General features: G+C 62.4%; 13 protein-coding genes. 12 read left to right on the top strand and 1 reads right to left on the bottom strand.

What is annotated here, in order from left to right:
- The first annotated feature begins 28 nt into the window (after positions 1-28).
- The 12 genes from B9Z40_RS15030 (at position 29) to B9Z40_RS14975 (ending at position 11,727) form a co-directional block, all read left to right on the top strand.
- On the top strand, positions 29-1,003 hold the full coding sequence (locus B9Z40_RS15030; RefSeq protein ID WP_100174181.1) for a tripartite tricarboxylate transporter substrate binding protein: 975 nt from the start codon (positions 29-31) through the stop codon (positions 1,001-1,003).
- Positions 1,004-1,074: 71 nt separating this feature from the next.
- Positions 1,075-2,043, top strand: a complete 969-nt coding sequence (locus B9Z40_RS15025; RefSeq protein ID WP_100174180.1) for a tripartite tricarboxylate transporter substrate binding protein — start codon at positions 1,075-1,077, stop codon at positions 2,041-2,043.
- A 25-nt stretch (positions 2,044-2,068) separates the two neighbouring features.
- A complete protein-coding gene (locus B9Z40_RS15020; protein ID WP_100174179.1) occupies positions 2,069-2,542 on the top strand; it encodes a (2Fe-2S)-binding protein in 474 nt (157 codons plus the stop codon).
- Positions 2,539-4,827 carry a xanthine dehydrogenase family protein molybdopterin-binding subunit gene (locus B9Z40_RS15015; RefSeq protein ID WP_100174178.1) on the top strand — a complete coding sequence of 763 codons (2,289 nt, stop codon included), beginning with the start codon at positions 2,539-2,541 and terminating at the stop codon, positions 4,825-4,827. The genes B9Z40_RS15020 and B9Z40_RS15015 overlap by 4 nt, the downstream gene beginning before the upstream one ends.
- Before the next feature lie 17 nt (positions 4,828-4,844).
- Positions 4,845-5,534, top strand: a complete 690-nt coding sequence (locus B9Z40_RS15010) for a substrate-binding domain-containing protein (protein WP_100174177.1) — start codon at positions 4,845-4,847, stop codon at positions 5,532-5,534.
- Between the two features lie 91 nt (positions 5,535-5,625).
- Positions 5,626-6,111 (top strand): MarR family winged helix-turn-helix transcriptional regulator, encoded by a 486-nt coding sequence (locus tag B9Z40_RS15005; RefSeq protein WP_233204933.1) that lies wholly within the window; start codon positions 5,626-5,628, stop codon positions 6,109-6,111.
- 17 nt (positions 6,112-6,128) lie between these two features.
- Complete coding sequence (locus B9Z40_RS15000) at positions 6,129-7,841, top strand: FAD-dependent monooxygenase (RefSeq protein ID WP_100174176.1); 1,713 nt, start codon at positions 6,129-6,131, stop codon at positions 7,839-7,841.
- A 15-nt stretch (positions 7,842-7,856) separates the two neighbouring features.
- On the top strand, positions 7,857-8,045 hold the full coding sequence (locus B9Z40_RS14995; RefSeq protein ID WP_100174175.1) for a DUF2783 domain-containing protein: 189 nt from the start codon (positions 7,857-7,859) through the stop codon (positions 8,043-8,045).
- 28 nt (positions 8,046-8,073) lie between these two features.
- Positions 8,074-8,610 (top strand): VOC family protein, encoded by a 537-nt coding sequence (locus B9Z40_RS14990; RefSeq protein WP_100174174.1) that lies wholly within the window; start codon positions 8,074-8,076, stop codon positions 8,608-8,610.
- 11 nt (positions 8,611-8,621) lie between these two features.
- Positions 8,622-9,938: a fumarylacetoacetase gene (gene fahA / locus B9Z40_RS14985; RefSeq protein WP_100174173.1), complete on the top strand. Its 1,317-nt coding sequence runs from the start codon at positions 8,622-8,624 to the stop codon at positions 9,936-9,938.
- A 149-nt stretch (positions 9,939-10,087) separates the two neighbouring features.
- Positions 10,088-10,942, top strand: coding sequence for a metal-dependent hydrolase (locus B9Z40_RS14980; RefSeq protein ID WP_100174172.1), 855 nt, complete (start codon positions 10,088-10,090; stop codon positions 10,940-10,942).
- A 41-nt stretch (positions 10,943-10,983) separates the two neighbouring features.
- Positions 10,984-11,727 carry an ABC transporter substrate-binding protein gene (locus B9Z40_RS14975; protein ID WP_100174265.1) on the top strand — a complete coding sequence of 248 codons (744 nt, stop codon included), beginning with the start codon at positions 10,984-10,986 and terminating at the stop codon, positions 11,725-11,727.
- A 9-nt stretch (positions 11,728-11,736) separates the two neighbouring features.
- Here B9Z40_RS14975 and B9Z40_RS14970 read toward each other — a convergent pair whose 3' ends face one another.
- Positions 11,737-13,533: a carboxyl transferase domain-containing protein gene (locus tag B9Z40_RS14970; RefSeq protein WP_369823478.1), complete on the bottom strand. Its 1,797-nt coding sequence runs from the start codon at positions 13,531-13,533 to the stop codon at positions 11,737-11,739.
- Positions 13,534-13,605: the final 72 nt, after the last annotated feature.

Here is a 13,605-nt window from a genome sequence, read left to right as displayed (position 1 = left end):
TGACCTGCGCCACAAGAAGAGACAAGTCATGAAAAAACGTTCGCTGTTCCGAATCGCCTTGTGCACCGTGCTGGCCTGCGCGGGTCTGAGCGCTGGGGCACAAAGTTACCCCACCAAACCCATCACCATGGTGGTGCCCTTTCCGCCGGGCGGAGTGGCCGACACGGTGGGGCGTCCGGTGGCCGAAGCCATGTCCCGCCACCTCAAGCAAAGCATCGTGGTCGAGAACAAAGGCGGCGCAGGTGGCGGCATTGGCATGGCGCAAGTGGCCAAGTCCAAGGCCGATGGCTACACGGTGTTGATGTCGCTGTCTTCACTGGTGGTCTTGCCCGAAGCGGACAAAATCTTGCAGCGCGCGCCCATGTTTCAGGTCAATCAACTCAAACCGATTGCCCGTTTCACCGCCGACCCCACCGTGTTGGTGGTGCGCAGCGAAAGCCCCTGGAAAACCTACGCCGAGTTCATGGCCTACGTGAAGTCCAACCCCGGAAAGATTTCCTTTGGCTCGTCGGGCAACTACGGCACCATGCATGTGCCCATGGAGCAACTCAAAGCGGCCACATCAACCTTCATGCTGCATGTGCCTTACACAGGCGCGGGGCCTGCGGTCTTGGCTTTGCTCAGCGGCCAGATCGAAGCTTTGTCCACCGGACCTGCCAGTGTGAAGCAACAAATCGCCTCGGGCCGTCTGCGCGCCTTGGCGCATTGGGGTGAGGGCCGCTTGGCCAGCATGCCCGAGGTGCCCAGCTTCAAAGAGCTTGGGGTGCCCATCCAGTACTCCCAATGGTCGGGCCTGTTTGTGCCGGCCGACACACCGGCTGCCGTGGTCGACAGCTTGCGTCAAGCGGCCAAATTTGCCGCCCAAGACCCCCGTGCCGTGGCGGCTTTGACGGCCTCGGGCACCTCATTCATGTACCAAGACGCTGCCGACTTTGACCGTTTCGTGCAAAGCGATGCCAAAGCCATGAGCGCCCTCGTCACCCGCATCGGCAAGGTCGATTGACCCGAAGAGGTCAACGAATCCACCCACACGGCACTTGCATCAACCCTCTTTCAACCCATCGGAGACACGACATGCTGAACTTGAGCCAAACCCTGAAATTCACCGCTTTGACTTTGGCACTGGCTTGTGGCCTGGCCCAAGCCCAAAGCTACCCCAACCGTCCCGTGAAAATCGTGGTGCCTTTTGCCGCAGGCGGCCCTGCCGACAACTACGCACGCTTCATGGCGCAGCGCTTGGGTGAAGAGCTCAAGCAATCGTTTGTGATCGACAACAAACCCGGTGCAGGCTCCATCATCGGCACCGACTTTGCAGCCAAATCACCTGCTGACGGCTACACCTTGCTCATGATGTCGAACACGCAAACGGTCAACGAGTCGCTCGTCCCCAACAAGCCCTTCGCCTTGATGAAAGACTTTGTGGGCATCGCCCCGGTCAATTACTCCAACTTGCTGTTGGTGGTGCACCCCTCGGTGCCGGTCAAGACCGTGGGTGAGCTGGTGGCCTTGGCCAAATCCAAACCCGGCAAGCTGAACTACGCCTCCTCGGGCAACGGCACGCCGTACCACATGGCCGGTGAATTGTTCAAGTTCATGGCGGGTGTCGACATGGTTCATGTGCCCTACAAAGGCAGCTCGGGCGCACGCACCGACATCGTTGGGGGACAGGTGGACTTGATGTTTGACGCAGAAACCACCATGGCGGCCATGTCACGCGACAACAAAGTGCGCGCCTTGGCAGGCACGGGCTTAGCCCGCTCGACCAACCTGCAAGACCTGCCCACCGTCTCCGAAACGGTGCCCAAGTTTGAAGCCACCATCTGGCTGGGCCTGATGGCCCCCAAAGGCACACCCGCCGATGTGGTGAACAAACTCAACGCCGAAGTGCGCAAAATTGTGAATAACCCCGAGGTGAAAGCCGCTTGGGCCAAACAAGGTGCGGTGCCGATGTCGATGAGCGTGTCCGAGTTTGAACAATACCTGAACGCCGACATCGCCAAGTGGACCAACATCGTGAAGGTCTCGGGCGCCAAGCCTGACTGATACCGGACTCACAGCGGATGAACGAATGAGCCAGACAGTGGCGTTTCGGTTGAACGGACAAAGCGTGTCCGTGCCAAATGACAGCGGGAAAACCTTGCTGGACCTTTTGCGCAACACGCTGCAGCTCAAAGCCACACGCATGGGATGTGGGCAAGGCCAGTGCGGGGCCTGCCGCGTCATGCTGGACGGACACGCCGTGGCCGCTTGCGAAACGCCTTTGTGGGCCATCGAAGGCAAAACCGTGACCACGGTGGAGGGCCTGGGCAATCGGTCCGCACCGCATGCCTTACAAACCGCCTTCATCGAAGAACAAGCCATGCAGTGCGGCTTTTGCACCAGCGGCATTTTGATGTCGGCGGCGGCCTTGTTGCAAAGACAGCCTCAGCCCTCGCGGGCGGACATTGTGCAAGCCATCGACGGGCATTTGTGCCGCTGCGGGGCGCACAACCGGGTGGTGCGCGCGATTGAAAAAGCCGCCGTACGGCTGGCAGCGCCATGACCCCCGAATCCCTCAAAGCCCAGCCGCTGCTGCGCCAATGGCTGGCCTTGGGGCCAGACGGACGCGTGCAGGCGTTTTCGGGCAAGGTGGATTTAGGCCAAGGCATATCGCATGCGCTGAGGCTGATCGTGGCCGAAGAATTGAGGCTAGCGCCTGAGCAAATCGACATGGTGCCCGCCAGCACCCAACTCAGCCCCGACGAAGCCGTGACCTCGGGCAGTTTGTCGGTGCAGCATTCGGGCTCAGCCTTGCGCTGTGCGGCCGCGCATTGGCGCGAAGCCTGCCGGCATGACATGGCCGAGCGCTTAGGTGTGACGCCGTCAGAAGTACGCTGCCAGGACGGACAATTTTTTGTGACCAGCCAGGGTGTGAATGACGCTTCCAACCCCATGCCCCGGGCCTCTTACGCAGAACTGTCAAGCCCTTCCATGTGGGACTGTCCAATTGAGCCTTGGCATGCGCAGGCTGCGCATGCCGCGCTGGACCTGAACGGCGAGGCCGCGCCTGACCCCTTTCACCGCCCTGTTCGCCCCGATGTGGCGGCCAAAGTATTTGGCGAGTTTGAATACATCCATGACCGCGTGATGCCGGGGGTGTCGCACCCCATGTGCCACGGCATGGTGTTTCGCCCGGGCACCCTCAGCGCCGAAGTGATCGAGCACGAGATGCAAGGCTTGGCCAGCCGCTTGCAGGCCACCGCAGGCGTGCTGCACGTCATCCGCAGCGGTTTGTTGCTGGGCGTCCTGACCGAGACCGAGCGTGTCTTGGGCACCATCGCTCAAACCGTCGAAGAGGGCGCAGCGCAGGGTCAGTTTTGGCGCTGCGATGCGCAAGTGCCAGACCCGCTCGACTTGGCGGGCTGGCTGAAAAAACAAAATTTGAACACCACGGTGGTGGTGGACACCTCACCCCAAGCGGATGCGGACGGGTATGAGGACGGGAATAAGGACTGCAGCCAACACCCGCGGGTGCTGGCCGAATTCCAACGGCCCTTTGTGCAGCACGCCTCGATTGGTTTGTGCTGTGCTTTGGCGCAATGGACCGATGGTCCATCTGACCCGAATTTAGAGGTCTGGACCCACAGCCAAGGCATTTACAACCTCCGGCGTGATTTGGCCTTGGCCTTGAGTTTGCCTGCCGAACAGGTCCACGTCTCGCATGTGGAGGGTGCAGGCTGCTACGGCCACAACGGTGCCGACGATGTGGCCTGGGATGCCGCTTGGCTGGCCACACAGGTGCCCGGCAGACCCGTGCGAGTGCAGTGGACCCGCCAAGCCGAGCTGGGTCACGCGCCTTTGGCCCCGGCCATGGTGGTGCGGGTGGAAGCAGGCTTGGGCGCGGACGGGCTGTTGCGCGAATGGACACAAACCGTTTGGGGCCACGGCCACGGCACGCGACCCGGCCGGGGCCAAACACCCGCTTTGCTGGGTGCCTGGCAAACCGCAGACCCATCACCCGTGACACTGGCCGTGAATGCCGCGATGGCAGTCGGTGGCGGCTCCGAGCGCAACGCCCAACCCCCTTACGACATCCCGTCGTTGAAAGTCGTCAACCACCGCGTGCTGAACATGCCCTTTCGCGTCTCGGCCATGCGGGCCTTGGGCGCGCCTGTCAACGTATTGGCCGCCGAGTCGGTCATGGACGAGTTGGCCCACCAGCAGTCGCAAGACCCGCTGGCGTTCCGGCTGGCGCATCTGAGCGGCCCAGACCACGCACGTGCCGCAGCGGTGCTGCAAAAAGCGGCCGACATGGCGGGCTGGGCCCAAGCAAAACCCGACAACGCCCCGGAGGGCTGGGGGCGTGGCTTGGCCTATGCGCGGTACAAAAATACCGGCGCGTTTTGCGCGGTGGTGGTCGAGTTGGTGGTGGCCGAAAAAGTGAAGCTACACAAACTCTGGATGGTGGCAGATTTGGGCCATGTGGTGGACGCCGATGGGGCCATCAACCAACTTGAAGGCGGTGCCTTGCAAGCGGCCAGTTGGGCGCTGTGTGAAGCGGCGCAACTGAGCCCACAAGGCATCACCTCCAACGACTGGACCCGCTACCCGATTTTGAAATTCAGCGACATGCCCGAGGTGTCTGTGGCCTTGATGCCCGGTGCAGACCACGCCTCGCTGGGCGCTGGCGAATGCAGTTCCGGCCCGACTTGCGCGGCCATTGCCAACGCCATTTTTGATGCCATCGGTGTGCGCGTGCGCAGCATGCCTTTCACCCCTGACAACCTGATGCGCGCCATCGACAACGATGACGGCAGCGACGCAACAACCCAACCTTCAACCTCTTGATAATCAGAAAGAACAGCATGCATTTATTGAGTGGCGGCGCAGCCGCAGCCGTGGTCCAAGGCGTTCAGGCCGAGTTCGAAAAAACCACGGGCAGCCCCATCGATGGCACTTTCAGCGCAGTGGGCATGATGCGCGACAAACTGCTGGGTGGTGCGCCCTGCGATGTCATCATCCTCACCAAGCCTTTGATCGAGCAACTGATCGCCTCGGGCCATGTGGTGCCCGGCAGTGCCCGTTCGCTGGGTTTGGTCAAAACCGGTGTCGCCGTGCCCAGCGGCACACCTCACCCTAAAGTCCAAACACGCGCCGAATTGCATGCCGCCATGAGCGCAGCGCAAGGCATTTATTTCCCGGACCCCGACAAGGCCACAGCGGGTATCCATTTCATGAACGTGCTCAAAGCGCTGGGCTTGAACGAAAGCCTGCAAAGCCGCTTTCGCGTGTTCCCGAACGGCGCGACCGCCATGGCTGCGATGGCCCAAAGCCAAGAAGCTGGCTTGATCGGCTGCACCCAAGTGACAGAGATCAACTACACCGAAGGCGTGGACCTGGTCGACGTGTTGCCGTCTGAGTTTGAGCTGAGCACCGATTACACGCTGGGCATTTGCACAGCCGCCCAGTCACCCGAGCAGGCGCTGGTCTTGGCGCAACTGCTCGCAGGCCCTGCCTCTGCATCGGTACGAAAACAAGGCGGTTTTGAGTTTTAAGCGGATGCGGGCCTGAAAGCAGAGGGCCTCACGATATGGTTGCGCCCGCAACCATATCGACCTACAATCGGCCAAAACCCGCTTTTGGCCCATGTCCACCCCCACACCTCGCTCTTCACAAAACAAGCTTGCCGCTGCACAGCACACGGCAGCGCTTGACCGCACGCTGACCTATCGCCTGCACCAGCTGCACAAGCTGACCGACGCAGACAGCCAATCGGCTTACCCCGAGCACACAGGCTTGTCGATGAGCGACGGGCGCTGCTTGACCACCATTGGCACATTTGAGCCTTTGTCCGTCAAAGAACTGGCCGAAAAAGCGAACCTGAACAAAGGCCAAGCCAGCCGCGCGGCGCAGGCTTTGGTGGACCAAGGCTTGGTGCTCAAGGCCGACCATCCCGGAGATGGCCGAGGGGTGGTGCTGACCCTGACGCCTGCAGGACGTCAGGTCTTTAAAAATGCCATGGCCATGGTCGCCCAGCGCAACCAGCAAATTTTTGGCTGCCTGACAGCGCAAGAGCAGGCCACCCTGAGCGCCATGTTCGACCGTTTGATTGCCCACGCCCGTCCGGGCTGAAACACCACACCCCAAACATGCACAACCCCAGCACCGAAGCCCGCCCTTCGCTCTATTACACCTACCAAGTCTTTGCGCCTTGGCTGGCTTCGGCACACCCTGCGCAAGACCGGAAAAAAGTCGTGATCGTCGGTGCAGGCCCTGCGGGCATGGTCACTGCGCTCGAACTCGCCCGCCACGGTGTGCCCAGCGTGGTGCTGAGCGCCGAGTTGCAGTTCTCGCAAGGCAGCCGCGCGATCTGCTTCACCCGCCGCTCGATGGAAATCCTGCAGCAAGTCGGCGTGGCCGACCGCATGACGGCAGGCGGTTTACCTTGGCGCTTTGGCAACTCGTTTTACCGGGGACAGCGCGTGTTCCGCATGGAAGCGCCGCACGATGCCGATGACCGCTTTTTCCCGATCATCAACGTGCAGCAGCAGTTCATGGAGGAGTACCTGCATGACGCTTGCAAAGCCAACCCACTGATCGACTTCCGCTGGGGTAACAAGGTCAACCAAGTCGAGCAGAAAGATGGCTGCGCCGTGCTGGAAGTGGACACGCCCGAAGGGCCGTATGCATTAGAGAGCGACTGGGTGGTGGCCGCCGACGGCGGACGCTCGGGCATCCGCAGCGCCATGAACCTGCAAATGGAAGGCGCGTCTTACGAAGGCTTTTTCGTGATCGCCGACATCCAAATTGACCTGCCTTTGCCCACCGAGCGCCTGGCCTTTTTTGACCCCGAGTGGAACCCCGGCAACACCATCTTGATGCACCGCGAGCCGCATGGTATTTGGCGCGTGGACTACCAGCTGCCCCCGGGCGAAACGCCGGAGGAGGCGCTGCGCCCCGAGTCGCTCAAGGCCCGCATCGACGCCCAGCTGGCCATGATCGGCCATGCCGGCTTGAAGTGGGAGATGGACTGGTCCTCGGTTTATTCGGCCCGCACACTCACGCTGCCCGATTTTGTGCACGGCAGCGTGATCTTCACGGGGGACGCAGCACACCTGCTGCCCATCTTTGGGGTGCGCGGGGCCAACACCGCGTTTCAAGACGCGCAATCGTTGGGCTGGCAGCTGGCTTTTGTGGTCAAAGGCCTCTCAGGCAAAAAGCTGCTCACCAACCACAGCACCGAACGCGTGGGCGCGGCCCGCGAGATCATCACCGAGGCGGGCAAAAGCACCCGCTTCATGGCGCCACCCAGCCCCGGCTTTCGCCTGCTGCGTGACGCGGTGCTGTCGCTTTCGCTCACGCAAGAATTCGTGCGGCCGCTTTACCACTGGCGCACCTCGCGGCCCCATGAATACACCCACTCGATGCTCAACAGCACGGGTGATGACAACGGCCTGTTCAAGAGCGGCCCAGCGCACGGCGCGCCGCCGCAAAACGTGCGCTTGGGCGCGGCAGGTGGACAAGGGGACTTTCTGCTCGACCACCTGGGCGGCGGCTTTGACCTGCTGTATTTCACCAACACCGACCTGCCCGAGGCGCTGCAAGAGGTGATCCGTTCAGCGCGTGCCCAGGGCATCCCGCTCAAGGTGACCGCCGTGGGCGCGGCCCACACTGTGGCCGGTGCCGATCAGCACTTGTCCGACGCCAATGGCCACCTGCGCCAGCGTTATGGCGTGCCCGTGAATGACAGCGCCAACGGTGCCGCGTATTTGCTGCGCCCCGACCAACACGTTTGCGCCCGCTGGCTCACACTGGACGCCAAACGCCTGCAAGCCGCACTCCTAACCGCCCTGCCCCAATGAGGCAAGAGGACCCCCATGACCCATAAAGCACTGACCATCGACGGCCTCGAAACCGTGTACGACGCCTTGGCCACGGCCATTGACCAAGCCGGAGCAGACAAAGCCCAGCTGTTCCTCGTCAAGCTGGCCCTGCTCAACGCCAACGCCCTGGCCGACGAAACCCTGTTCCAGCAGCAGATCACCGCTGCCCTGCAAGACCTCTGACCCGCCCACCACTCACCAGGAGACAACCATGCTCGTTCAATCCGTACACCACGTCGCTTACCGCTGCAAAGACGCCAAGGAAACCGTGGAGTGGTACCAAAAGCACCTCGACATGAAGTTCATTTTGGCCATTGCCGAAAACGAAGTGCCTTCTACCAAAGCGCCCGACCCCTACATGCACGTCTTTCTGGATGCGGGCCACGGCAACGTCTTGGCTTTCTTTGAACTGCCCAGCCAGCCGCCCATGGACCGTGACCACAACACACCCGCCTGGGTGCAACACCTGGCCCTGAAAGTCGACTCGATGGCCACGCTGCTGGCCGCCAAAGACAAGCTGGTCGCGGGCGGCGTGGACGTGCTCGGCCCGATTGACCACACCATCTTCAAAAGCATTTACTTCTTTGACCCGAGCGGCCACCGCTTGGAACTGGCGGTTGACTGCGGCACACCCGAGATGATGCAAAAGCTCGACAGCGTGAAATGGGACATGCTGGAAGAGTGGAGCCAAACCAAGCGTGCGCCGCAACACGCCGCGTGGATGCACGACGGCAGCATGGCATCTTGAAAGCCGCCAAGATGACGATGCTCAACGAAACCCACAACCCGGCCCTGAAAAGCTGGGTCGCCTCGGCGAACGCCACTGGCACCGACTTCCCCATCCAGAACCTGCCGTTTGCGGTGTTCCGCCGCCAAGGTGCAGGCGAAGCTTTCCGCTGTGGCGTGGCCATTGGGGACCAGATCGTGGACCTGGCGGCTGTAACCCAATCCGGTGTATTGAAAGGCGATGCCGCCGCCGCTGCACAAGCCGGAGCGCAAGACAAACTCAACGCGCTGATGGCGATGGGCACATCGGCTTGGAGCGCGCTGCGCCTGGCCCTGTCCCGCGCACTGCGCGAAGGCTCGGCCGAGCAAGCAGCTCTGCAAGCCTGCCTCGTGCCACAAGCGCAGGCCGAATACGACGTGCCCGCCCGCATCGGCGACTACACCGACTTCTACACCTCGGTGCACCACGCCACCAACATCGGCAAGCAGTTCCGCCCCGACAACCCGCTGCTGCCCAACTACAAATGGGTGCCGATTGGTTACCACGGCCGCGCATCCAGCATTGGCGTATCGGGCCAGCAGTTCCGCCGACCGGTCGGTCAGACCATGCCGCCGGGCGCAGAAGCCCCATCGTTTGGCCCCTGCAAGCGGCTGGACATCGAACTGGAGCTGGGCATTTTTGTCGGCAGCGGCAATGCCTTGGGCGAATCGGTGCCCATCACCGAAGCCGAAAACCATGTGTTTGGCATTTGCCTGCTCAACGACTGGTCAGCCCGCGACATCCAGGGCTGGGAATACCAACCGCTCGGGCCTTTCCTGGCCAAGAACTTTGCGACCACGGTCTCGCCTTGGGTGGTGACGCTCGAAGCGCTGGCACCTTACCGCACGGCCTTCACCCGCGCCGAGGGTGATCCGCAACCCATGGCCTATCTGGACTCCGAAGCCAACCGCAGCGGCGGCGCGTTCGACATCCAACTGCAAGTGGGTCTGCAAACCCCACAAATGCGCGCAGCCGGTCAGCCCGATGCCAGCATCTGCCGCACCAGCTACCGCCACGCCTACTGGACGGTGGCACAAATGCTCACACACCACACGGTCAACGGTTGCAACCTGCAGCCGGGTGATCTGTTCGGCAGCGGCACGCTCTCGGGCCCCACGCTTGACCAAGCGGGCGCCCTGATCGAACTGACCACGGGCGGCAAAAACCCGATGGCCCTGCCGAACGGCGAGCAGCGCACCTGGCTGGAAGACGGCGACAGCGTGGTGCTGCGCGGCTGGTGTGAAAAATCAGGCGCAGCGCGCATCGGCTTTGGCGAATGCGTGGGCACGGTGCTGCCTGCACGCTCATGACTTGACGAGCCGCAGCTGGCCGGGGTGACTCTGAGCGAGTCACCCGCGGTATACCTCTGGATTGACCGGGGTCTGTGACTGCTTTTAAGATGCGGGCAAGCCTGTTCGGCGAAACCGCCGGGCGCTTTGTCCACCATCGGAGACTTTTCATGAATTGGTTGCAACCCCGCAGCATTGCTGCTTGCCTGCTTTCTGCCTTGATGGCCTTTGGCGCACACCACGCCTCGGCCCAAACTGCTTCGGCACCTGCGGCAACAGGCAAAACCGAATTGCTCTGGCTGGGCCAAGCGGGCTTTCGCATCAAATCCCCTGGCGGCAAAACCATCGTCATTGACCCCTGGCTCACAGGCGGCCCCAAGACGCCTGCGCCTTACAAGACCGACATCGCTGCGCTGGGCAAAGTCGACCTGCTGCTGGTCACCCACGCGCACGTCGACCACATCGGTGATGCGCCCGATCTGGCCATCTTGCACAAGACCAAGCTCTTCGGCCCGGCTGACATGGTCACGCCGCTGATCACGCTGGGCGTTCTGCCCGCCGATCTGGGCCACCGCTTCAACAAGACCGGTACCGTCAGACCCCTGCCTGGCATCAAGGTCACCGCGGTTCAGGCCGAACACTCTTCGCTGCTGGTGTGGAAGAACCCCGCCACCAACAAAAACGAATCGCACCCTGCGGGCGAAGCCGTGGGCTACATCATCGAGCTGGAAAACGGCTTCAAGATCTGGCACATGGGCGATACCGGCCTATTTGGCGACATGAAGTTCATCACCGAGCGCTACAAACCCGATCTGGTGTTGATGCCCATCGGCGGCAACTTCACCATGGCGCCCGATGACGCGGCTTTTGCTGCGCGCACTTGGATCCAGCCCAAGATGGTGATCCCGATGCACTACAACTCCAACCCGCTGACCCCCGGCACCTTGGCCGAGTTCCAAGAAGCCATGAAGGGCAGCAGCGTCAAAGTGGTGCCCATGACCGAAGGCCAGAGCGTCGAGTTCTGAACCCCATGACCCAACCCCTGAACATTTTGGGCTCCGGCCTGATGGGCATCGTCTTGAGTGCCAGCGCTTTGGCCCAAACCGCATCGGAGATTGCCCCTACTGGCAGCTTGCGTGCGGTCATCAACCTGGGCAATCCGATCCTGGCCCGCAAGGACGCGCAAGGCGCTCCCGTGGGCGTGTCGGTCGATCTGGCGCAAGCTCTCGCTGCGCAATTGAAACTACCACTGACCTTGATCCCGGTCGAGTCGGCGGGCAAGTCAGTGGAATTGGTCACCCAAGAAAAAGCCGACGTGGGCTTTTTTGCCATCGACCCCGTGCGCGGGCAAGGCATCGCCTTCACATCGGCCTATGTGCAAATCGAGGGCAGCTACCTGGTTCGCCAAGACTCGCCGCTGAAAAGCAATGACGAAGTCGATCGCTCGGCCCACCGCGTGGTGGTGGGCAAGGGCAGCGCCTACGACCTGTTCCTGACGCGCGAGCTCAAGCAAGCGCAGTTGGTACGGGCACCCACCTCACCCGAGGTGGTGTCGTTCTTCATGGCGGGCACCTACGACGTGGCCGCTGGCGTCAAACAACAGCTGGAGTTCGATGCGCGCAGCACCCCCGGCGTGCGCCTGCTGCCCGGGCGCTTCATGGTGATTGACCAGGCCATGGGCTTGCCCAAAACCCGCTCGACGGCGGCTCACCAACTGCTGAGCCAGTTCGTGAGCGACATGAAAGCCAGTGGTTTCGTGGCGGCCGCCTTGAAAAGGCACAACATTGAGGGTGCGGTTGTCGCGCCTTGAAGCGGCTCGTCACCAGGTGTCGATGGCCAGCGTGCCGTCAAAGGGCCGGGTCTGACCTGACTCGAGCCCTGCCACCAACCAGTCTCGTGTGCTGGCCGGGTCGATCACCGCATCAATCTCCAGCGTGGCCGCCATGTTGATCGCGCTGCCGTTGTCGTATTGCTGCGCCAGCAGCTGCTCAAACAAAGCTTCGCGCTCGGGGCCTTCGGGCAGGGCTTCGAGTTCCTTGCGGTAACCCAGCCGCACTGCGCCCTCGAGGCCCATGCCGCCAAACTCGCCCGTGGGCCAGGCGACTGTGGCCAGGGTTTCGTGAAAGCCGCCACCCGTCATGGCCATCGCGCCCAGACCGTAGCCCTTGCGCAGCACCACGCTGAGCAGCGGCACCCGCAGGTGCGCGGCCGCCACAAACATGCGCGAAACATGGCGGACTTGGGCTGTGGCTTCGATGTCGGGTCCGACCATGAAGCCGGGCGTGTCCACGAGGCTCACGATGGGCAGGCCGTGCGCGTTGCACAGCTGCATGAAACGGGCCGCTTTGTCGGCGGCATCGGCGTCGATCGCGCCACCCAAGTGCAACGGGTTGTTGGCCATGAGACCCACCGGCCGCCCCGCGATGCGCGCCAGCGCTGTGTGGATGCCCACGCCAAAACCGGTGCGCAGCTGCAGCAAGCTGCCTTCGTCGGCCATGCCTTGCATGGCGGCGCGGGTGTCGTACACACGCAAGCGGTTTTCGGGCACCACATGGCGCAGGACTTCAGCGGGCGGCGCTTGCCATTCGCTTTGCGCGCCTTGGAAACACGACAGGTAATGCCGCGCTGCAGTCACCGCTTGCGCTTCGTTGTCCACCAGGATGTCGATCACGCCGTTGCCGTGCTGCACGTCGCTGGGGCCAATCTGCTCGGGCTTGAAGACGCCCAAGCCCCCGCCTTCGACCATGGCCGGGCCACCCATGCCGATGTTGCTGCCAGCTGTGGCAATGATCACGTCGCAGCAACCCAGCAAAGCCGCGTTGCCCGCAAAGCAGCGCCCCGCCACCACCCCCACCACAGGCACACGGCCGTTCAGGCGCGCAAACGAGGCAAAGGTGGCCAGGTTCAAGCCTGCGACGATGGCCACATCCACATCACCAGGTCGGCCCCCGCCGCCTTCGGCGAACAGCACCACAGGCAACTTGTTTTGCAAGGCCACGCCCAGCATGCGGTCGGTCTTTTGGTGGTTGCGCATGCCCTGCGTGCCCGCCAGCACGGTGAAGTCGTAGGCCATGACCACCACGCGCTGGCCATTCACGCAGCCAATGCCGGTGACCATGCCGTCGGCCGGTGTGTTGCGCATGAGGTCGTCGGCACTGCGACGGCGGCTTTGCGCGGCCACGGCCAAAGCGCCGTATTCGACGAAGGAATCGGGATCACACAGGTCGGCGATGTTCTCGCGGGCGGTTCGCAGGCCCGTGGCATGGCGCTTGGCCACGGCTTCGGGGCGCTGCGCATCTTGTGTGAAGGCCAGGCGGTCTTGCAGTTTTTTCAGGTCAGCCCGCTCAGCGGGTGCCTCAGGCTGAGTCGGCTGAGGCTGAGCAGTCACCGAACTGGCTGCAGCCTCAGACAGCGGAGCCAGTGTCAACAGCACCTCGCCTTCACCCACGGTCTCACCAGCCTGAAAGTACAACTCGGCCAATTGCCCGGCATGGGGGGCGCGGATTTCGTGCTCCATTTTCATGGCTTCCAAAATCACCAGCACGTCGCCTGCGGCCACCGTCTCGCCGGGCTGAAGAAGCCACTGCACCACTTGCGCCTGAAGGGGGGAATGAATTTTTTGCATTCGGCCATTGTGCGGCGATGCCCCAAAGGCAGCAGGTCAAGTTCGAGACAATTTAAACTGGGT

It is taken from the genome of Limnohabitans sp. 15K (genome assembly GCF_002778285.1).
Lineage (GTDB): Bacteria > Pseudomonadota > Gammaproteobacteria > Burkholderiales > Burkholderiaceae_C > Limnohabitans_A.
Note: the sequence above shows the minus strand (reverse complement) of the source record. Positions and strands in the feature narration are given on the sequence as shown.

Coding starts and splice junctions, on each gene's coding strand:
- B9Z40_RS15030 (WP_100174181.1), top strand. CDS start 29: ATGAAAAAACGTTCGCTGTTCCGAATCGCCTTGTGCACCGTGCTGGCC.
- B9Z40_RS15025 (WP_100174180.1), top strand. CDS start 1,075: ATGCTGAACTTGAGCCAAACCCTGAAATTCACCGCTTTGACTTTGGCA.
- B9Z40_RS15020 (WP_100174179.1), top strand. CDS start 2,069: ATGAGCCAGACAGTGGCGTTTCGGTTGAACGGACAAAGCGTGTCCGTG.
- B9Z40_RS15015 (WP_100174178.1), top strand. CDS start 2,539: ATGACCCCCGAATCCCTCAAAGCCCAGCCGCTGCTGCGCCAATGGCTG.
- B9Z40_RS15010 (WP_100174177.1), top strand. CDS start 4,845: ATGCATTTATTGAGTGGCGGCGCAGCCGCAGCCGTGGTCCAAGGCGTT.
- B9Z40_RS15005 (WP_233204933.1), top strand. CDS start 5,626: ATGTCCACCCCCACACCTCGCTCTTCACAAAACAAGCTTGCCGCTGCA.
- B9Z40_RS15000 (WP_100174176.1), top strand. CDS start 6,129: ATGCACAACCCCAGCACCGAAGCCCGCCCTTCGCTCTATTACACCTAC.
- B9Z40_RS14995 (WP_100174175.1), top strand. CDS start 7,857: ATGACCCATAAAGCACTGACCATCGACGGCCTCGAAACCGTGTACGAC.
- B9Z40_RS14990 (WP_100174174.1), top strand. CDS start 8,074: ATGCTCGTTCAATCCGTACACCACGTCGCTTACCGCTGCAAAGACGCC.
- fahA (WP_100174173.1), top strand. CDS start 8,622: ATGACGATGCTCAACGAAACCCACAACCCGGCCCTGAAAAGCTGGGTC.
- B9Z40_RS14980 (WP_100174172.1), top strand. CDS start 10,088: ATGAATTGGTTGCAACCCCGCAGCATTGCTGCTTGCCTGCTTTCTGCC.
- B9Z40_RS14975 (WP_100174265.1), top strand. CDS start 10,984: ATGGGCATCGTCTTGAGTGCCAGCGCTTTGGCCCAAACCGCATCGGAG.